This window comes from Haloterrigena alkaliphila, assembly GCF_017352155.2.
Lineage (GTDB): Archaea > Halobacteriota > Halobacteria > Halobacteriales > Natrialbaceae > Haloterrigena > Haloterrigena alkaliphila.
The window spans coordinates 2,266,570-2,285,971 of the sequence record NZ_CP071462.1; the positions used below are offsets into that span (position 1 = coordinate 2,266,570).

At 68.1% G+C, this 19,402-nt stretch carries 20 protein-coding genes; 12 read left to right on the forward strand and 8 right to left on the reverse strand.

Annotation, left to right across the window (positions count from 1 at the left end; translation table 11 throughout):
* The first annotated feature begins 63 nt into the window (after positions 1 to 63).
* From J0X25_RS29875 to J0X25_RS29890, 4 genes are all read left to right on the forward strand, one after another.
* Entirely contained in the window at positions 64 to 417 is a 354-nt protein-coding gene (locus J0X25_RS29875; protein ID WP_207287562.1) for a hypothetical protein, read from the forward strand.
* A 126-nt stretch (positions 418 to 543) separates the two neighbouring features.
* Positions 544 to 2,241, forward strand: coding sequence for a glutamine hydrolyzing CTP synthase (pyrG, locus tag J0X25_RS29880; RefSeq protein WP_207287563.1), 1,698 nt, complete (start codon positions 544 to 546; stop codon positions 2,239 to 2,241).
* Positions 2,241 to 3,158 (forward strand): glutamine-hydrolyzing GMP synthase, encoded by a 918-nt coding sequence (guaA, locus tag J0X25_RS29885; RefSeq protein ID WP_207287564.1) that lies wholly within the window; start codon positions 2,241 to 2,243, stop codon positions 3,156 to 3,158. The genes pyrG and guaA overlap by 1 nt, the downstream gene beginning before the upstream one ends.
* Complete coding sequence (locus J0X25_RS29890; RefSeq protein ID WP_207287565.1) at positions 3,155 to 3,481, forward strand: DUF7126 family protein; 327 nt, start codon at positions 3,155 to 3,157, stop codon at positions 3,479 to 3,481. The genes guaA and J0X25_RS29890 overlap by 4 nt, the downstream gene beginning before the upstream one ends.
* 506 nt (positions 3,482 to 3,987) lie before the next feature.
* Here the strand turns inward: J0X25_RS29890 and J0X25_RS29895 are convergent.
* A complete protein-coding gene (locus J0X25_RS29895; RefSeq protein WP_207290892.1) occupies positions 3,988 to 4,740 on the reverse strand; it encodes a 5-formyltetrahydrofolate cyclo-ligase in 753 nt (250 codons plus the stop codon).
* A gap of 49 nt (positions 4,741 to 4,789) precedes the next feature.
* Positions 4,790 to 5,524: a MogA/MoaB family molybdenum cofactor biosynthesis protein gene (locus tag J0X25_RS29900; protein ID WP_207287566.1), complete on the reverse strand. Its 735-nt coding sequence runs from the start codon at positions 5,522 to 5,524 to the stop codon at positions 4,790 to 4,792.
* Positions 5,525 to 5,683: 159 nt separating this feature from the next.
* On the opposite strand from J0X25_RS29900, the gene J0X25_RS29905 reads away from it, so the two are divergent.
* Both J0X25_RS29905 and J0X25_RS29910 read left to right on the forward strand, forming a co-directional pair.
* Positions 5,684 to 6,709, forward strand: coding sequence for a zinc-binding dehydrogenase (locus tag J0X25_RS29905; RefSeq protein WP_207287567.1), 1,026 nt, complete (start codon positions 5,684 to 5,686; stop codon positions 6,707 to 6,709).
* A 175-nt stretch (positions 6,710 to 6,884) separates the two neighbouring features.
* Positions 6,885 to 7,187, forward strand: a complete 303-nt coding sequence (locus J0X25_RS29910; protein ID WP_207287568.1) for a DUF7977 family protein — start codon at positions 6,885 to 6,887, stop codon at positions 7,185 to 7,187.
* A 119-nt stretch (positions 7,188 to 7,306) separates the two neighbouring features.
* Here J0X25_RS29910 and J0X25_RS29915 read toward each other — a convergent pair whose 3' ends face one another.
* Positions 7,307 to 7,630, reverse strand: a complete 324-nt coding sequence (locus J0X25_RS29915) for a DUF7853 family protein (RefSeq protein ID WP_207287569.1) — start codon at positions 7,628 to 7,630, stop codon at positions 7,307 to 7,309.
* Between the two features lie 219 nt (positions 7,631 to 7,849).
* Between J0X25_RS29915 and J0X25_RS29920 the strand changes: the two genes are divergently transcribed.
* A complete protein-coding gene (locus J0X25_RS29920) occupies positions 7,850 to 8,959 on the forward strand; it encodes an alkaline phosphatase family protein (RefSeq protein WP_207287570.1) in 1,110 nt (369 codons plus the stop codon).
* 11 nt (positions 8,960 to 8,970) lie between these two features.
* Positions 8,971 to 9,714, forward strand: coding sequence for a class I SAM-dependent methyltransferase (locus tag J0X25_RS29925; protein WP_207290893.1), 744 nt, complete (start codon positions 8,971 to 8,973; stop codon positions 9,712 to 9,714).
* 287 nt (positions 9,715 to 10,001) lie between these two features.
* Here J0X25_RS29925 and J0X25_RS29930 read toward each other — a convergent pair whose 3' ends face one another.
* From J0X25_RS29930 to J0X25_RS29950, 5 genes are all read right to left on the reverse strand, one after another.
* On the reverse strand, positions 10,002 to 11,057 hold the full coding sequence (locus tag J0X25_RS29930) for a glucosidase family protein (RefSeq protein ID WP_207287571.1): 1,056 nt from the start codon (positions 11,055 to 11,057) through the stop codon (positions 10,002 to 10,004).
* Positions 11,054 to 11,776 (reverse strand): class I SAM-dependent methyltransferase, encoded by a 723-nt coding sequence (locus J0X25_RS29935; RefSeq protein ID WP_207287572.1) that lies wholly within the window; start codon positions 11,774 to 11,776, stop codon positions 11,054 to 11,056. The genes J0X25_RS29930 and J0X25_RS29935 overlap by 4 nt, the downstream gene beginning before the upstream one ends.
* 2 nt (positions 11,777 to 11,778) lie before the next feature.
* Positions 11,779 to 13,152, reverse strand: coding sequence for a glycosyltransferase family 4 protein (locus tag J0X25_RS29940; protein ID WP_207287573.1), 1,374 nt, complete (start codon positions 13,150 to 13,152; stop codon positions 11,779 to 11,781).
* A 234-nt stretch (positions 13,153 to 13,386) separates the two neighbouring features.
* The gene (locus J0X25_RS29945; protein WP_207287574.1) at positions 13,387 to 13,953 is read right to left on the reverse strand and encodes an NUDIX hydrolase; all 567 of its coding nucleotides are present in this window, start codon (positions 13,951 to 13,953) and stop codon (positions 13,387 to 13,389) included.
* A 90-nt stretch (positions 13,954 to 14,043) separates the two neighbouring features.
* The gene (locus J0X25_RS29950) at positions 14,044 to 14,994 is read right to left on the reverse strand and encodes a diacylglycerol/lipid kinase family protein (RefSeq protein ID WP_207287575.1); all 951 of its coding nucleotides are present in this window, start codon (positions 14,992 to 14,994) and stop codon (positions 14,044 to 14,046) included.
* A gap of 54 nt (positions 14,995 to 15,048) precedes the next feature.
* On the opposite strand from J0X25_RS29950, the gene J0X25_RS29955 reads away from it, so the two are divergent.
* The 4 genes from J0X25_RS29955 to trpA all read left to right on the forward strand — a co-directional run bounded on the left by J0X25_RS29955 (position 15,049) and on the right by trpA (position 19,382).
* The gene (locus J0X25_RS29955) at positions 15,049 to 15,756 is read left to right on the forward strand and encodes a PHP domain-containing protein (RefSeq protein WP_207287576.1); all 708 of its coding nucleotides are present in this window, start codon (positions 15,049 to 15,051) and stop codon (positions 15,754 to 15,756) included.
* 611 nt (positions 15,757 to 16,367) lie between these two features.
* Positions 16,368 to 17,159, forward strand: a complete 792-nt coding sequence (gene trpC, locus J0X25_RS29960; RefSeq protein WP_207287577.1) for an indole-3-glycerol phosphate synthase — start codon at positions 16,368 to 16,370, stop codon at positions 17,157 to 17,159.
* 40 nt (positions 17,160 to 17,199) lie between these two features.
* Complete coding sequence (trpB, locus tag J0X25_RS29965) at positions 17,200 to 18,519, forward strand: tryptophan synthase subunit beta (protein ID WP_207287578.1); 1,320 nt, start codon at positions 17,200 to 17,202, stop codon at positions 18,517 to 18,519.
* Complete coding sequence (gene trpA / locus J0X25_RS29970) at positions 18,516 to 19,382, forward strand: tryptophan synthase subunit alpha (protein ID WP_207287579.1); 867 nt, start codon at positions 18,516 to 18,518, stop codon at positions 19,380 to 19,382. The genes trpB and trpA overlap by 4 nt, the downstream gene beginning before the upstream one ends.
* Positions 19,383 to 19,402: the final 20 nt, after the last annotated feature.

The window sequence follows — 19,402 nt, forward strand, 5'->3', positions numbered from 1 at the left end:
ACCAATCGGTCGGGTGCGTATGCCGCGCCAAGGATTAACACACCGTTCGTGATGGGTAGCGGTATGCTCGTACAGCTCCGCCAGTACAAACACGAGGAGGTGCAGTTCGACGACAATCGGACGACCGGCGAGTCCCAGACCGAGGACGCGGTCAACCCCGACGCGGAAGACTACTTCGGGAAGGACATGGACGAACTCGACGCGGAGACGTGGGACACCGTCGAGTACGAGGGCGACCCGATCCAGCGCCGGTCCCTCACGGTCGAGGGAGTCACGGCCGTTTCCGTCCCGCAGGACTCGAGCGACGGCGGCGATCCGGGCCTCCCCGGGCGGACGGTGCAACTCCGTATGGAAGGCGGCATGGAGTCCCTCGAGCACGCCGAGATCGTCGAAGTGCAGGATGAGAACCCCGAGTAGCACGCGCTCGAGTCACCGATCTCGGGAGCGTGACGCCCGGCGGGGCCCGCCGATGAGGAGTGACAACGCCTGTCGGTGGCGGCGCGGTCCCGAAATCGTTTTCAACCGGTCGCGCGGACACTCGGTATGCCGACGGAACCGGACACTCATTATGACCCCTCACTGGGGAACAAGTTCATCTTCGTCACCGGCGGCGTGATGTCGGGACTCGGCAAGGGGATCACGGCCGCGAGCACCGGCCGTCTCCTCAAGAACGCCGGCTTCGACGTCACCGCGGTCAAGATCGACCCGTATCTCAACGTCGACGCGGGGACGATGAACCCGTACCAGCACGGGGAGGTGTACGTCTTGGAGGACGGCGGCGAGGTCGACCTCGATCTGGGGAACTACGAGCGGTTCCTCGACATCGACATGACCTCGGATCACAACATCACCACGGGGAAGACCTACCAGCACGTCATCGAGCAGGAGCGTGCGGGCGACTACCTCGGGAAGACCGTCCAGATCATCCCCCACATCACCGACGACATCAAGCGACGCATTCGGGAGGCCGCCGAAGGCACCGACGTCTGTATCATCGAGGTCGGCGGCACCGTCGGGGACATCGAAGGGATGCCCTACCTCGAGGCCTTACGCCAGTTCGCCCACGAGGAACCCGAGGAGAACGTCCTCTTCACCCACGTCACGCTCGTCCCGTACTCGAAGAACGGCGAGCAGAAGACCAAACCGACCCAGCACTCGGTCAAGGAGGTGCGCTCGATCGGTCTCCAGCCCGACATCATCGTCGGCCGCTGCGAGGACCGCCTCGAGCGAAAGACCAAGGAGAAGATCGCGCTGTTCTGTGACATCCCCACCGAGGCGGTATTCTCGAATCCCGACGTCGAGGACGTCTACCACGTCCCGCTGATGGTCGAGGAGGAGGGGCTGGATCAGTACGTCCTCGAGCACTTCGGGCTGGCCGAGGCGGCCCTGCCGGAGGGGGAACGCGCAAACGAGTGGCGCGAGATCGTCACGACGGAGAAGGAGGGGACGGTCGACATCGCGCTCGTGGGCAAGTACGACCTCGAGGACGCGTACATGTCGATCCACGAGTCGCTGAAACACGCCGGCTTCGAGGTCGGCGTCGACGTCGAGCGCCACTGGGTGGCTGCGGACGAACTGAGCGAGGGTCACGACGGGCAACTCGAGGGGATGGACGGGATCATCGTCCCCGGCGGCTTCGGCATGCGCGGCTCCGAGGGGAAGATCGAGGCCGTCCGCTACGCCCGCGAGAACGACGTGCCCTTTTTGGGGCTGTGCTTGGGCTTCCAGATGGCCGTCGTCGAGTACGCCCGGAACGTGCTGGGACTGGAGGGCGCCCACTCCGCGGAGATGGTCGAGGACACGCCCCATCCCGTCATCGACATCCTGCCCGAGCAGTACGAGGTCGAGGACATGGGCGGGACGATGCGACTCGGCGAGCACACGACCGTCATCGAGCCGCAGACGCTGGCGTACGACCTGTACGACGACACGTCCTGTACGGAGCGCCACCGCCACCGCTACGAGGTCAACCCCGAGTACTTCGACGCCTTCGAGGACGAACCGCTGACGTTCTCGGGCACCGCGGGCAATCGGATGGAGATCCTCGAACTCGAGGACCACCCCTACTTCCTCGGGACGCAGTTCCACCCCGAGTACACGTCCCGCCCCGGCCAGCCGAGCCCGCCGTTCCTGGGACTCGTCGAGGCCATCCTCGAGGAGTCCGACGCGGGTGCGGGGAGCGAGACCGAAGCCGCTGACGCCGACACCGACGCCGACGCGGAAACGGAGGTAACCCACTGATGGTAGACACCGAGACGTTCGTTCCGGACGCAGTCGCAGAGATCGAGACCGAAATCGGCGACGCGAACGCCGTCATCGCCCTCTCGGGCGGCGTCGACTCCTCGGTCGCCGCCGCCCTCGCCTACGAGGCCATCGGCGACCGGCTGACGCCGGTCTACGTCGACACCGGCCTGATGCGGAAAGGTGAGACCGACCAGATCCGCGAGACTTTCGACTACATGGAGTCGCTGCGGATCGTCGACGCCGAGGATCGGTTCCTCGAGGCCCTCTCGGGCGTCACCGACCCCGAAGAGAAGCGCGAGGTCATCGGCGAGCAGTTCATCCGCGAGTTCGAGCGCGAAGCGAAAGACGCGGACGCCGACTACCTCGTCCAGGGGACGATCTACCCCGACCGAATCGAGAGCGAGGGCGGGATCAAGTCCCACCACAACGTCGGCGGCCTGCCGGAGGTCGTCGACTTCGAGGGGATCGTCGAACCGGTCCGGGACCTCTACAAGGACGAAGTGCGGGAGGTCGCCCGCCACCTCGGCTTGGACGAGATCGTCGCCGAACGGATGCCGTTCCCCGGCCCGGGTCTCGCGGTGCGCGTCATCGGTGAGGTCACCGACGAGAAACTCGAGGTCGCGCGCCACGCCTGTCACGTCGTCGAGGAGGAACTCGAGGAGTACGAACCGTGGCAGGCGCTGGCGGCCGTCATCGGCAAGGCGACGGGCGTGAAAGGCGACAACCGCGTCCACGGCTGGGTCGTCTCCGTTCGATCCGTGGAATCCCGCGACGGGATGACCGCCCGCGCACAGGAGATCGACTGGGAGACACTCCAGCGGATCCAGTCCCGGATCACCGGCGGCCACGAGAACGTCGCCCGCGTCGTCTACGACGTGACCCACAAACCGCCGGCGACCATCGAGTACGAATGAGCACGGACGCCATCGTCGCCGGCCCCGACGAGGACGAGATCGGCGCGGCGCTCGAGGCGGAAGGCGCCAGCGTCGCCCGCCTCACGGGCGTGGTTTCGCGGCCCGCCCTCGAGGAGGCAGGGATCGTCGACGCCGACCTGTACGTGCTGACCGACATCGGGCAGGCGACGACGATTCCGATCGTCTGCGATCTCTCTGAGGACGTTCGCACCGTCGTCTACGCCCGCGACACCGTCCCGGAGTTCGTCAAGGGGCAGCTCGATCTCGCGATCGATCCGCAGCTGATGACCGCTGCGATCGTCGCGGACGAGTTGACCAGTTGAACGACCCCGCTGGCGGCGGTAGCGGCCTCGAGTGCGCGTTTCGCCTGGCTCCCGCGTGCTCTTCATCCAGTTTCCGCGCACTTTTCGCCCGGCTTCCACCCGCTTTTCGTCCGGCGCTCGAGGTCACGATCGGTTCCGACCGCGTCTGTCACCCGAAAAACAGTCAGTTACGCTGATATCCGGCGGATAAACGTTCTCGTGCCCGTATTCGTCCGAGTAAATGCGAGTTGAAATCGGCGGAATCCGGCGTAAGCCACTGATACCGTCGCCCCCGTTGAAGTGGCAGGCGGTACTCCACTCGGATGGAGGTCGACGGGCAGACCCCACGAGGCACCCGCTGCCTGCACCCGTGACTTCCAGCAACCCCACCCACAGCACCCTTCCCCCACTGCCAGACCGTACCGATTCCCCGGTACCAACACAGGTCCGCTGCACCCGCCTGTGTGTCCACCCTGCGGTTGGCACTCGAGGCGCCGCCCTTTTGCGGCGCCTCGTCGGGATTCCACTCACTCCTCGCGAGCGCTGAGTCGTTCCAGTACCGGTATCTCCGCGAGTCGCTCCTCCTCGAGCAGTTCCCAGTCGATCCCCGCCGGTTGCTCGCGGCCGTCGGGACGAATCGTCCGCTCGGGCGTCACGATCAGGTCCATCGAGACGTCGTGGTCGTCGATCGGGACGGGGTCGTCGATCACCTGTCGCTCGTGGACCGTCGTCGCGACGGTCGTCGATTCGTCGACGAGGCCGAGTCCTCGCAGAATCGCGTACTCGAGATCGCTGTAGCCCTCCCCCTTCCCGATTCGACCGCCGTCAGCGGTCACGCCGACGCTCCCCGAGACGATCAGATCGATCTCCGCGACCGCGTCGGGGCCGACCTGCTCGCCGTGCTCCGAGGATCCCGAAACGGTCGTCGCCGCGTCGTAGTCCTCGAGAACCGCGGGATCCAGTTTCAGGAAGCAGTCCTCGTCCGCGAGCCGCGGGACGGCCGTGTAGACCGTCTTCCCCTCGCGCAGCGCCCGGCGGCGGACGGGCAGTTGCGGCGCGTCGGGGTTGGCCTTGATCGTCGTCGCCGCCTTCCACTCGGGCTGCTCCGCGAGCCGGTCCGCGGCCTCGTCCGCGCCCGCAAAGTTCGGAATCCGACCGTGGGGCGGAAAGGGGAATCGCGCCTCGCCGCTCTCCTCGAGGTCGTCCCAGACGCGCTGACGGATCGTCTCCTTCTCGACGGTGTCGGCGTCCTCGCGGGCGGAGCGTTCGGTGTCGTTCATCTCATTCGCTTCCGTGTCATCCATTTCGCTCGCCTCCGTGTCGTCCATCTCACTCGTCCCCGCCGTCGTCCGTCTCGGTGGCGGTTTCGGCTTCCTCGTCGGTTTCGGTCGCGGCGTCGTCGCTACTCGCCTCGAGATCGGTTTCGGCCTCGTCCTCACCCTCGGATTCGTCGACGGCCCACCTGTCCTGGGCGATGTCCTCCCGGGCGAGGCTGACCAGATTGTGGATTTCCGGGAGGATGATCTCCTCGAGGCCGAGTCGCGCCGCGTCCCCGTTCCCGGAGAGACAGAACACCGGCGTCCCGTCGGTGACGCCGGCGATCGTTCGGGCCGCGATCGCGTTCGTCCCGACCGCCTCGTAGGCCATCGTCGTGAACAGTTCGCTGAAGGACGTCAGTCGCTTGTCGAGCAGCGGTTCGACGGCCTCGATGGTGACGTCGCTGGGTTCGACGCCAGTCGACCCGCCGGTGAGGACGAGGTCGACGTCGTCGCGGTCGAGCATCCGCGAGACGATCGACTGGATCCGGTCGTGATCGCTCCCGATGTGTTCCCGCGTGACCACCTCGTGGTCGGCCTTCTTGAGAAGCGTGACGATCGCCTTGCCGGCGGGATCCGACTCGAGCGAGCGGTCCGTCGCGATCGTGACGACGCCGGTGCCGAGGGTGCGGCCGTCCACGTCGTCCCTCTCGTCGGCCGAATCGTCGTCCGCGCCGCGCTCCTCGTCCGCAGTCGCCCCGTCGTGGTCCCCCTGTCTCCGGTCCTCGCTCGAGTCCGTTTCGGTCATATCCCGTCGTTCGAGAGCCGGCGGGTAAAACGCTGTCCACCCGTGGTCTCCTCCGACGAGGTCCTGCCTCCCGTGCGGTCGCGCCGATGATTGCGACGGCCACCGACGGAGTGCTGGTAGCCCAACTGTTATGGACGGAGTTTCCGTTGACTCGCGTGTATGCAGGCAGTCAAAATCACCGAGCACGGCGACACGGACGTCATCGAGTACGGGGAGTATCCGGATCCGGAAGTCGGGCGCGACGAGGTACTGGTCGACGTCAAGGCGGCGGCGCTGAACCACCTCGACATCTGGACGCGCCGGGGGATGCCGGGGATCGACCTCGAGATGCCCCACGTTCCGGGCAGCGACGCCGCCGGCGTCGTCGAGGAGGTCGGCGAGGACGTCACCCGGTTCGAGGCGGGCGACCGCGTCGCGGTCACGGCCGGGGTCGGCGACCTGCGGATGGACGATCCGACGCTGGACCCCCGCTTCCACATCATCGGCGAGCACGTCCAGGGCGTTCACTCCGAGTACGCTGCGGTCCCCGAGGACAATCTGATCCCCGTCCCGGAGGGCGTCGACTGGGCGGTCGCCGGCTCCAGTTGCCTCGTGTTCCAGACCGCCTGGCGGATGCTGATCGAGCGCGCCGACCTCGAGGCCGGCGAGAAAGTCCTCGTGCTGGGCGCCAGCGGCGGCGTCGGCCACGCGGCCCTCCAGATCGCCGACTACGCGGGCGCGGAGGTGTACGCGACGGGCAGCACCGAGGAGAAACTCGACTACGCCGAGGAGCACGGCGCGGACCACGTCTGTAACTACGAGGAGGAGGACTTCGCGGACTGGATCCTCGAGGAGACCGGCGGTCGCGGAGTCGACGTCGTCGTCGAACACGTCGGCGCGCCCACCTGGCGGGATTCGCTGAAGAGCCTCACTAAGGGCGGCCGGCTCGTGACCTGCGGCGGCACCGGCGGGGGCAACCCCGAGACGGATATTCCGCGGATCTTCTGGGAACAGCTCACGATCATCGGCTCGACGATGGCGACGCCCGATCAGGTCGACGACGTGATGGAACTCGTCTGGGACGGCACGTTCGAACCCGCGATCCGCGAGGAGCTACCGATGAGCGAGACGCCCCGCGCCCACGAGATCATCCAGAACCGCGAAGGGTTCGGGAAGGTCGTCGTGCGCCCCGATAGCGAATTATAGTCGGCGCTCCGATTGCCCGTTCTTTCTTCGAGAGGCGGTGCGAATACCCCGTTCAGTTGCAGTCTCGAACGTGCTCCGAATACTCACTCGAGTCTCGCGCCGAATCGATTCGGTCCCCTCGCGAAATCCCTCCGGAACCGGGAGGGCTATCACCACGGCCCCGCAAGACCCGTGCGTGACCTCGAGCGACGACGGCGGCTACGTCCACGACCCCTCGACGTTCGACGAGGGCGGGGAGCGAACGGAGTCCGCGGGTGAACCGACCACCGAACCGCCCCATCCCGAGACGGCCGACCGGGAGTTCGACTGGCGAGGCTGGGTCGTCGTCGGCATGATCGTCGTCGCCTTCATCGTCGCGCCGGTGGCGATCCTCCTCTGGCCGCCGGACGTCGGCTACCGCTTCGCGCTGTTGAGCCTCCCGCTGTTCCCGGCCGCACTCCTCGCGCTGGCGGCCGTCTGGGGAACGACGCGTCCCTAACCGGCGGGCAACGACGCGTCCGTAATCTGCCGGGGAACACCGTCCGTCGCTCGTCGAAATCGAAAACCAGTATCGCTCGTTTTTTCGTCGCCGGTTCCGTTCGCGTCGAAGCGCCGTCGTTACGCAGTTTCGGGCGACTCGAGGCGGTCCTCGAGTCGGTCGACGACGCTCGATCCGTGGACGACGTCCCGCTCGGGCGTCTCCTCCCGGTCGACGTACGTCGCCATCGCGTCGAAGAGCTGCTGGGCCTGATAGCCGGTGAGTACGTCCGTCTCGTTCCGGTCCTCGATTTCCTCGAGCAGTTCGACCGCCCACGTCGGGGGGGTCTCGTCCTCGTCGAGGGCCTCGTCGATGGCGTCCGCGAGAACGTGGTGGGCGACCCATTGCTCGTCTCTGGAGAGCGTAACTTCGTACGTCTCGGTTTCCGGTGGTGGGGAACTCATTTCGTCACACGGACCGGTTGTGTCGGTCCTCGGTCGAGGCTACGAACTGCCCTATTATAAGCCTTGTTACCGTGTGGCATATTTCTGTTTCCGGAGGTAATTCGACCCGGCACCCCTGCCTCGGGGGCGTCGCGACCGGTCGTCGGGGCGACCGGTTCGTTCGCCGATCAAAAGCTACTAACAGAACGGTATCCAGCCAGTATACAGGAGCCGACGCCGATGGATTTCGCGACGTTATCCGAGCGAATCGCGACCGGCCGTATCGGACGGACGCTCTCGCGCCTCGTTCCCGCGACGGCGATCTGGGAGCGCGAGTGGGACGTCTGCTGCGTCCTCGACGGCTGTCGCCTCGATCTCATGTGCGAGACGGCCGCGGCGGGTCACGAGGCGCTGCCCGGGCCCGAGGCCGTGGACTCGCTGTGGTCGGTCGGATCGCAGTCCGCCGAGTGGATGGACCGGACCTTCGCGCCCGCCTACCGCGAGGAGATGGCCCGGACCGCCTACGTGACCGGCAACCCCTTCTCCTCGCAGTCCTGTGAACACATCCTCGTCACCTCCGACGACGTCCTGCCGCTGACGGACGCCGACTTCGGCGTCTTCCACGAGGCCTGGCGCGACGACTGGGTCGACGACGACATCTCGACGATCCCGCCCGATTCCCTCACCGACGCCGCGATCGCGATCTGGCGGCGCCGCGAGGAACTCGGGATCGACCGCGTGCTCGTCCACTACATGCAGCCCCACGCACCCTTCCGGTCGGAGCCGGGGTGGTTCTTCGGCGCGGCCGACATCGAACACTGGGGACAGATCGACGCGGGGGACGAGGACGCGGTCGACGCGTCGGCGGAGGAGGAACTCGACCTCGAGGACCTCACGCCCGAGGAGCGCGAGGCGCTCGAGGCCTTCGCCGAGGCCGACGACGATGACGACTCGATGAACGATCCGTGGCTGCGGGTCCGCGACGGCGACCTCCCCTTCGAGGCCGTCTGGGCGGCCTACCGGGACAACCTCGAGTGGGTACTGGACGACGTCGCGCGCCTGCTCGAGAACTGCGACGGCCGGGTCGCGATGACCAGCGACCACGGCAACGCGCTCGGGGAGTACGGCGTCTGGTCCCACCCGCCCGGGACGCCGGTGCCCGCCCTGCGGCGGGTTCCGTGGGTCGTCCGCGAGGGCGCGGATCGCGGGACCTGCGAGCCCGCCCTGCCCGACGCGATCCGCGAGGGCGGTGGGACCGACGACGCGGACGCCAGCACCGGACGAGGCGGTGATGAACCAGAGGAGGACGACGACGTGGAATCGCGCCTCGAGGCGCTGGGGTACCGGTGACGAGGGGTCCGCTGTCCGGCCGCCTGCGAGACGCCGTTTACGCCCTCCGGAAGGCCCGACTGGGCCTCGAGCGCCGTCGCCTCGACTACGGCGAGGAGACCGAGGAGCGGGCCGAGCGGCTGGCACGCGTGCTCCCGGCCACCGCCGAGGAACTCCGCGCGTACGAGCGCGAGTACGAGTCCCTCGAGTGGTTCCACGACAGCTACGCCGACCGCGTGGCGGAGATCCACGACGCCGGCGTGGCGACCGACACCACCCACTGGCGCGACGGGGTGACGCTGTACGTCGTCTGTCGCGCCCTCGAGGTCGAGACGGCCGTCGAGACGGGCGTCCTGTACGGCTCGTTCGACGCGCACGTGCTGGCGGCGATGGAAGAGAACGGCGGCGGGACGCTGCACTCCGTGGACCTGCCCGACGGGCCGCCGGGCCCCTTCGAGTACGGCCACCTGATTCCGGATCGCTGTCGCGATCGGTGGGAACTGCATCGGGGCGACGCGCGGGAGGTTTTGCCGACGTTGCTCGAGCGCGTCGGCTCCGTCGACCTGTTCCTGCACGATTCGGATCACCGGCTACCCCACATGCGCTTCGAGTACGAGACGGCCCTCTCCCACCTCGCAGCGGGCGGCGTGCTCGCCAGTCACGACGTGCGCCTCTCGAGGCTGTTCGACCGGTTCACCTGTACGAACGACTTGCGCGCGTGCGTGGTCTGCGATACGGGAATCGCCCGGATTCCGTCGTCCGGGAGGACGGAGTGAGCGAACGCGTCCGTAGCCACAGCGAGCGACGCGCCTCCGACTCGCCGCTTGAATAACGCGCGCAGCGACCTTTTCAGTGCGTTCGTTCTAGGGGACCCGTGGTTCGACTCTCCACTATCGTCATACTCGTCGGGCTCGTGCGGCTCACGCCGCTCCCGCCGCCGTTGGGGATCGTTTTCGGAGCGACGCTGATACTCGCCGGGGGCGTACTCAGAGTGTTCACGGACAAATAACGCGTCCGCGCCGAACGATCCCGTCTCGGCTCGAGGAGCGTCGCCGATCCGATCTCACTCCGGCTGCGGGTCGGTAAATAGATCTGCCGCGGAAGAGAGCCCCGAGAGCGCGTCCGCGGCCAGCACCGCGGCCGCGCCGGTCCACGTGGGGCGTTCGCCGGGCCAGAACTCCCCGTCCTCGAACTGGTAGCCCGTCCAGAAGACGCCCTCGTCGTCGGTCCACTGGAAGAGCCACTCGTAGATCTCGCGGGCGCGTTCCGTCCGGCCGACCGCGGCCAGCGAGAGCACGAGTTCGCAGGACTCGGCGACGGTCACCCACGGCTCGTCTGCGACGCAGCGACAGCCCAGTTCCGTCTCGAGAAAGCGGTCTTCCCCGGCCTCGAGCCGTCGCCGTGCCGGATCGCCGGTCACGACCCCACAGAGGACGGGGTAAAACCAGTCCATCGCGTACCGGGACTTGCTCTCCCAGGTGCGGTCGAACCGGTCTGGCCGCTCCCGTATCGCCTCGCCGAGGTCGGCGCGGGCCTCGAGCCAGCGGTCGCGGGCCTCGGTGTGGCCGATGACGTCCGCGACGGCCGCGCCGCAGGCGAGGCTCTTGTAGATCGAGGCGCAGCCGGCGACCAGCGCGTCCTCGTAGACCTCGCCGTCGGGACCGACGGTCCAGTAGATCTCGCCGGTCGGGGCCTGGTGGGCGCAGGCGAACGCGAGGGCGTCGCGAACGGTCGGCCACATCGTCTCGAGAAACGCGCGATCGTCGGTACACAGGTAGTGGTGCCAGACGCCGACGGCGACGTAGCAACTCCGGTGGGTCTCCTTGCGCGGTTCGTCGCCCTCGTGGGCGCCGTCGCCGTCCTCGCTGTCGCCGTAGGTCGCCCACAGCGCCCCGTCGTCGTGCTGGACGTCGGCGACCCAGCGGTAGGCCCGCCGGGCCGCCGCGTCCCGGCCGGCGACCGACAGCGCCATCGCGCTCTCGACGTGGTCCCACGGATCCGCGGGGCCGTCGGGATACCAGAGCACGAGACCGTCCTCGCGCTGGGTGCGCTCGACGTAGTCGACCGCGGGTTCGAGCCCCCAGTCGGCGAGCGACCGTCGGCCGGACGCGTCGCTCACGCCGCTCCCTCCAGTTCGAAGTAGTAGACGACGCTCTTGCCCACGACGGGGTCGAGCGCCCGCTCGAGCAGCCGCACCGGCCGGGGCGACTCGAGGACGTCCCACTCGAGGAACCGGTCGTAGGCCCGCAGCGGCAGCGGCGCCTCGTCGCGCTGATCGCGGTCCCACCAGAGGCACTTCAACCACCAGTAGGGGGCGTGCAGCGCGTGGGCGAAGTGGCCGTCGGTGCGCCGAAAGCCGCGCCGTTCGATCGCCTCGCGCAGTTCCTCGCGGTCGAAGATGCGGACGTGGCCGCCCTCGACCTGGTGGTACTCGTCGGACAGCGCCCAGCAGACCCGTTCGGGCCCCTCGCGGGGAACGCTGACCGCGAGCGTGCCGCCCGGCTTACAGACCCGGCGAAGTTCGTCGAGCGCCGCCTCGTAGTCGGGGATGTGCTCGAGGACTTCGGTACAGCAGACGACGTCGAAGGCGCCGTCCTCGAATGGCAGTCGGAGCGCGTCACCCGTCGCGAACGTGACCGGGACGTCCGTCTCGGGGGCGATGTACTCCTCGTAGTCCTCGCGGGCGGCGGTCAGGTTCGAGCGCTCGAGGTCGACGCCGACGACCTCCCGGACGTTCTCGAGGGCGGCGGCGTTGACGTGGCGGCCCTCGCCGCAGCCGACGTCGAGGACGCGCATTCCCGGGGTCAGCGTGAGTCTGTCGAAGTCGATCGTCTCCATGGTCAGGCCTCCCGCGTCGCTCGGGCCTCGATCGCGGTTCGATACGTGCGAACTGTTTCGCGAGCGGCGCGCTCCCAGTCGAACTCCTCGACGATCCGGTCGCGGGCCCGCTCGCCCAGCCGTCGGCGCCGGTCGTCGTCCGCGAGCAGGTCGCGGATCGCGTCGGCCATCTCGCCGGCGTCGCCCGGCTTGACGAGGACGCCCGCGTCCCCGACCACCTCGGGGAGCGCACCGCCGGTCGTCGCGACGACCGGAACGCCACAGGCCATCGCCTCGCCCGCGGGGAGGCCGAAGCCCTCGTATAACGACGGGACCACGGCGACGTCCGCGGTGCCGTAGAGGTCGATCATCCGGTCGTAACTGATCTCGCTGTGGGTCTCGACGGCGTCCGCGATTCCCAGTTCCGAGAGCAGCCGGTCGCAGTCGCCACCCTCGTCGAACTCGCCGACGACGACGAGTTCCGCGTCGACGTCCTCGCGAACCTCGGCGAAGGCCTCGAGCAGGTAGCGCGCCCCCTTCAGGGGCACGTCGGCGCTGACGGTCGTCATCACCCGCGGACGGTCGACGCTCTGATCGACGGGTTCGAACAGGTCGGTGTCGATGCCGTTGTGGACGACGCGGATCGACTCGGGGTCGGCGCTGAAGTCCGAAACGGTGCGACGCTTGGCCGACTCCGAGACCGTCAGGACGTGGGGGAGCTCCCGGACGACCTCGCGTTGCATCCGGAGGAACCGGTACCAGCGGCGGATGAGGAGACGCTCGCCCCAGCCGTCGGCCGCGGCGAGGGCGGCGTCCCGGTCGACGGTGATCGGGTGGTGGACCGTCGCCACGACGGGGTGACCCCGCTCGCGCAGCGTCTGCAGGCCGTAACACAGCGACTGGTTGTCGTGGATCACGTCGTAGTCGGGGTCGCGCTCCTCGAAGTAGTCGACGACGCGGCGGCCGAAGGCGTAGGGGTCCGGAAACCCGCCGGTGAGGGCGCTCAGCCACTCGTACATCGCGAGCGGATCCGTCAGGTACGACGGCTCGAACTGGCCGAGGCGGTCGAGTTCGTCGACGACGTTCTCGCCGGGTAACTTGATCAGGCCGACGTCGTCGTCGAGTTCGGGGTAGGGCTCGCCCGAAATCACGTCGACGGAGTGGCCGAGGTCGGTCAGCGCCCGGCTCAGGTACTTCACGTAGACGCCCTGCCCGCCGGAGTAGGGGTTCGATCGGTAGCTCAACAGACAGATATCCAGCGGCTCGCCCTCGAGCCGCGCCGTCCCGGGTGACGGGCCCGCCTCCGTCGTGGCGCTCGCGGCGGTCGACCCCCCTGCCGACGCCGACGAGGTGATGATACTGCCCCGGAGGAGACGCCTGAACGTATCACTGACCATCGCAGTCTATCCTTCATGTGTGGGCACTCACTAATAAACCTCCCGCTCGTGTACTGTTTCTAGACGGTGTTCGATTCCGAGACGCGGCCGCCATCGCTGCCGATCGGCGAGTACCCAAAACGGCCGTCTGGGGCTCGAGCGGCCGGAATTGAGAACGCCCACTCCTGAGGGGAACCGGGTTTCCAGTCAGGTGAGTCGGGCGAGGTATACGGTTCTAGACACGCTCGAGCGCGGCTACTCGACGTCGCGGCGCATCGCGATCTCGAACCACGGGCAGAGCCGGAGCTGGCGGTACCACTCCGGATTCTCGTGGAGTCGTTCGTAGGGGACCCACAGCAGGCCCGCGACCTCCTCCTCGTCGGGATCGAGGCTGCGATCCTCCAGCGTCAGTTTCAGGACGGCACAGACCTCGTGCTCGACGCCCGCGTTCTCGAAGTAGCGCTTGTACTCGAAGCGATCGGTCAGCCGCAGGTCGCCGTACTGGTCGGGCGTGATCCCCAGTTCCTCCTCGAGTCGCTGGCGGGTCGCCTCCTCCTGGCTCTGGCCCTCGACGGGGTGGGAGGCGACGGTGCCGTCCCAGTAGGTTCCCCAGAGGCGCTTGCCGGGCGCTCGCTGGGCCAGCAACACGTTCCCCTCGCCGTCGAAGACCAGCGAGGTGAACGCGCGGTGGCGGATCCCGTCGCCGGTGTGGGCCTCGAGTCGGTTGACCAGTTCGAGTTCGTTGTCGTCGGCGTCGACGGCGATCACGTCCTGTTCGGCGTTCTTGTGCTCCGCGTCGTGGCGTTCCTGAGGCGTAGTCATACCCTGATAATTACGACGGTTCTTGAAACCAGTATCGTCTTCCGTCGGCGTCTGACCCCGTCGGGATGGTCGTCTCCCCTCGTTCGGACGTCACGTCTCGAAGGGCCAGTGCGGCCCGTCCGCGTCGGGATCCGGCTCGTAGGCGTCGCCGACGGCGATCTCGAGCGCGCTCGCGTTCGTTTCGAGGTGGAGGTGTTCGGTCTCGAGCATCTCGCCGTCCAGGCTGTACTCGACGGCGTCCCGGCGGCTCTCGATCTCGAGCGCCGGCGTCCGCCGCGTGACGATGCAGTCGCTGTCGCCGTCGAACAGCCGCTCGCGGGCCGCGCCGCCGAGCAGCTCCATGGCTGCGGTGTCCTCGACGATCGTGACCTCGAGCAGGCCGTCCTCGACGTCGGCCTGTGCGGTGCGCGCGCCGGTGAACCGTCGACAGTTCCCGATGAGGACGAACAGCGCGTCGCCCTCCCAGGCTTGCGTCCGTTCCCCGTTCGGCCTCGCGGCGGTCTTCACCCGCAGCGGGAGCGATTCGAACGAGCCGACCGTCTCGATCGTGTTCTTCACGTACGCGAGCACGCCCAGTGACTCCTTGCTCTCCGGCGACGTCTCGCTGCTCGCCTCGGCGGTGACGCCGCCGACGCAGGAGTTGACGAAGATCCGGTCGTTCGCCGTCCCGATGTCGATCGATCGACGTCGCCCCTCCTCGATCACCGTGAACGCGTGCTCGATGCTCCGAATCCCGACGTTCGCCGCGAAGTTGTTTCCCGTCCCCGCCGGGACGACCGCGACGCCGGTCGTCGCGAGAGCGTCGGCAGCGGCGATGCCGTTGACGACCGCATTGAGCGTTCCGTCGCCCCCGGCCGCGGCGACGAGGTCGGCGTCGGGTGCGGTCTCGCGGGCGATGCGCTTGGCGTCGCCACCCTCCTCGGTCTGTCGAACCGCGAATCCGTGCTCGGCCGCCAGTTCGGCGACCTCGTCGACGTGATCCCCGCTCCCGCTGACGGGATTGAGAACGAGAACGCGATCGCTCGCAGCGTCGGAGCCCATACTGCAGGAGATGCCGGCCGCAGGCAAAAGAGTCTGCCCGGCGTCTGCTCTACCATGTATACGGTCGACCTCCACGCGCACACGAGATTCTTCCACGGTCGCCGGGCCCTCGGCGATCGGTTCGACCCGCTGGGCGCCCGCCTGCTCGCGCGGGCCGCGGGTCGCCGCGGCCTCGAGGGCGTCGCGACGACCAACCACGACTACTACACGCCGCTGGACCCGCCAGGGGGCGCCCAGACGATTCCCGGGATCGAGATCACGACCGATCAGGGCCACGTCCTCGTCGTGGGACCGGACCCACCGTCGGCGACGAAACCCGGCGCGCTCTCGCCGGCGGAAGCGGTCGCGCTGGCTCACGACCGGGACTGCGCCGCCATCGTCGCCCACCCGTTTCGCAACAGCTCCGTACGGGAACTCGAGGAGGTCCCCTTCGACGCGATCGAGGTCAACGGCAAACACCCGCGCTCGCGGCCGCTCGTGGAGGAACTGGCCGCGGAACGCGACCTCCCGCTGGTCGGCGGGAGCGACGCCCACTACCCCTTCGAGGTGGGGCGGGCGTACACGGTCGTCGAGGCCGACCGATTCACCCCCGAGGCGGTCGTGGACGCGATCCGCGACGGCCGGGTGAGCGCTCGCGTCGCCGATTCGCCGCTCGATCGGCTCCTGCGCCGGGCGTACCGGGTGATTCACCGGCACAAACACGTGATCGACGCGATCGAACGGCCGACGCCGGGTGTCGGGACCCCGCCGGGCGAGGACTGACCGTGCTGTGACGAGGACCGCACGCTGTCAGTGTGACGAGGAGGGGACTGCGGTGGCGCGTGCTGAATCGCGGCGAGCGAAGCGAGGGCTGAACGAAGTGGCGGACTCGGAAACGCGAGCGGCGACCACCGGGAGCCGTGAGCGATCAGCGAGGCGCGATTCGAAATCACGCGAGGGATGAGTGAGCGAGAGCGCGGCGCTACGCGCCGCGAACGCGAACGGCGTAGTCGTTCGAAACGCCGACGGCGTTTCGTGACTGAGCGGAACGGAGTTCCGCGAGGTCCGCGAAATCTTCGATTTCGCTTGATGACGAGAGAGCGAACCTCTCTCGAACCACCGTTCGCTCCTTGCGTCGCTCACTCATCCACTGGAAGACGCTTTACGTCTTCCAAGCTGTCGCTCGCTTCGTCTTCGCGCGGCGTTGCCGCGCGAACGGCTCGCGGGACCGAGGGTCCCGCGCTGCTCACGACGACCTCGCACGGCGTCATCGGCCGCCCTCGCTATCACTCGGTCGGCCGACAGCGCGCGCCACCGCAAACGCTCCTCCTAGTCCGAAAGCACGCCACGATGACGCAAAGCTTTTGTACATATGAGTACGTCGATGTACAATAATGAACCCCGACACGGACCTCGCGCCCGCGGTCGAGTCGATCCTCGAGGCTGCACGGGAGCGCACCGGCGGCGACGAGGTCGTCGACGTCGACGCGCGGTCGCTGCCCGACGCGATCGCGCAGGCCGAGGCCGACGACCGCGTTCCGGTGATCGCCGAGGTGAAACCCACGAGCCCCACGTCCGACGGGACCCGCGACGACGACCCCGTCGAACTCGCCGAGGCGATGGTCGCGGGCGGCGCGACGGCGATTTCGGTGCTCACCGAACCGAGCCACTTCGGCGGGTCGCCGGAAGCGCTGACCCGGATCCGCGAGGCCGTCGACGTCCCCGTTCTCCGGAAAGACTTCGTCCTCCGCGAGAAACAATTGGATACCGTCGAGGCCGACCTACTCCTGCTGATCGTCCGCTTCCTCGAGACCGACGCGCTCGAGGAACTCATCGGCGCCGCGCGCGAGCGCGGGTTCCAGCCGCTCGTCGAGGTTCACGACCGATCGGAACTCGAGGCCGCCCTCGAGGTCGGTGCCGACATCATCGGCGTCAACAACCGTGATCTGGCGCGACTCGAGGTCGACCTCGAAACCTTCGAGTCCGTGGCACCCCACGCTCCGGACGAGGTAACGCTGATCGCCGAGAGCGGCGTCTCGTCGCCGGCCGACGTCCGACGGATGCGCGAGGCGGGGGCCGACGCCTTGCTCGTCGGCAGCGCCATCATGGACCACGGTGCGGCCGACAGCGACGTGACCGAGAACACCCGGCGATTGGTTTCCGCGGAGACCGAGGACGAGACATGAGCACGAGCGACCACGCACACGACGGAGACGAGACAGAGAAATGAGCACGAGCGATCACGACCACGACCGCGAGCGCGACAGCGAGGCCACGTTCGGCGACTACGGCGGCCAGTACGTCCCCGAGGCCCTGATGCCGGCCCTGCAGGAACTCGAGGACGCCTACGAGCGCTACGTCCTGAACAACGAGGACGGCTTCATGGACGAGTTTCGCGAGCGAATGCGCGATTTCGGCGGCCGACCGACGCCGCTCCAGCGCGCGGATCGACTCAGCGAGCGCTACGACCGCGACATCTACCTCAAGCGGGAGGACCTGGTCCACGGCGGCGCGCACAAACTGAATAACGCGCTCGGACAGGTCCTGCTGGCCAAGTACATGGGCAAGGAGCGGATCATCGCCGAGACCGGCGCCGGCCAGCACGGCACGGCGACCGCAATGGCTGCGGCCCACCTCGATATGCCCTGCGAGATCTACATGGGCCGGACGGACGTCAACCGCCAGCGGCCCAACGTTTACCGGATGCGGATGAACGGCGCCGAGGTGAATCCCGTCGAGGCCGGCAGCGGGACCCTGAAGGAGGCGATCAACGAGACGCTGCGCGACTGGGCGACGACCGTCGAGAACACCCACTACGTCATCGGTTCGGTCGTCGGTCCCCACCCGTTCCCGAAACTGGTCCGGGACTTCCAGAGCGTTATCGGCCGCGAGGCCCGCGAACAGGTGCAGGAGAAGGCCGGGCGGCTGCCCGACAGCGTCGTCGCCTGCGCCGGCGGCGGCTCGAACACGATGGGCACGTTCCACGAGTTCGTCCCCGACGAGGACGTCGACCTCTACGCGGTGGAAGCGGGCGGCTCGAGCCTCGAGATCGACGCCGAATCGGGCGTCGCGCCCAACTCCGCGACGCTCTCGACGGGCACGGACGGCGTCCTCCACGGTGCGATGACCAGACTCCTCCAGAGCGAGGAGGGCCAGATCATGGAATCCCACAGCGTGAGCGCGGGGCTCGACTACGCCGGCGTCGGCCCGGAGCTCTCCCACCTCGTCGATATCGGTCGCGTTACCCCCGTGAGCGTCGACGACGAGGCCGCGCTCAACGGCTTCCACCGACTCTCGCGCCTCGAGGGGATCATCCCCGCGCTCGAGTCGAGCCACGCGCTGGGCTACCTCGAGCGCGCGGCGGGAACCGCCGCGGATACGTCGAGCGGGCGAAGCCCGCGAGACGAAGAGAGCTCTGAGGAACTCGGCGACCTCGTCGTCGTCAACGTCTCGGGCCGCGGCGACAAGGACCTCGAGACGGTGCTCGAGGAGACCGAAAAGCGCGACCTCGAGGCCGCGCCCGAGGTGGAGGTGTTCGACGGATGACCGCCGATTCGACGGGGACGGAGTACGACAGCGACGTCGAAGCCGCCATCCGCGAGAAGCACCCCGCGCTGATTACCTACCTCACCGCGGGCGATCCCTCCCTCGAGGACACCAAGGCGTACGTCGAGGCCCTCGATCGCGGCGGATCGGACCTGATCGAACTCGGCCTGCCGTTCTCGGAACCGATCGCGGAGGGACCGACGATCCAGGCCGCGATCAACCGCGCGCTCGAGGCCGGGACGACCCCCGAGGGCTTCTTCGAACTGGTCGACGACCTCGAGACGGAGGCGCCGCTGCTGGTGATGACCTACTACAACATGATTCTCCAATATGGAGACGAGCCCGACGTTCGGCCGTTCGTCGAACGCGCGGCCGAGGCCGGCCTCGCGGGGATCATCGTCCCCGACCTGCCCGCCGAGGAGGCCGATCCCCTCCGCGAGGCCTGCGACGACCACGGCCTCGATCTCGTCTTCATCGTCGCGCCGACGACGGAAGGCGAGCGCCTCGAGACCATCATGTCGCAGGTCTCGGGCTTCACCTACGTGCAGGCCCGCCTCGGAACGACCGGCGCGCGCGCGGACGTCTCGACGGCCACCCATGAGAGTCTCGAGCGTCTGTCGGCGTTCGACGTGCCCAAGGCGGTCGGCTTCGGCGTCAGCGAGGGCGACCACGCGGCCGAGATCGTCGAGGCCGGCGCCGACGGCGTCATCGTCGGCAGCGCGCTGGTGGATATCGTCGCCTCGAGCGACGAGCCGGCGGTCGATCTCGAGGCGAAGGCCCGCGAACTCAAACGCGGCGCCCGGCGCGGCGCGGACAGTATCACGGTCGATCCGGAAGATACACCGGAACCAGAACAGCCATAACTGCAAGCTTGCTACAAACT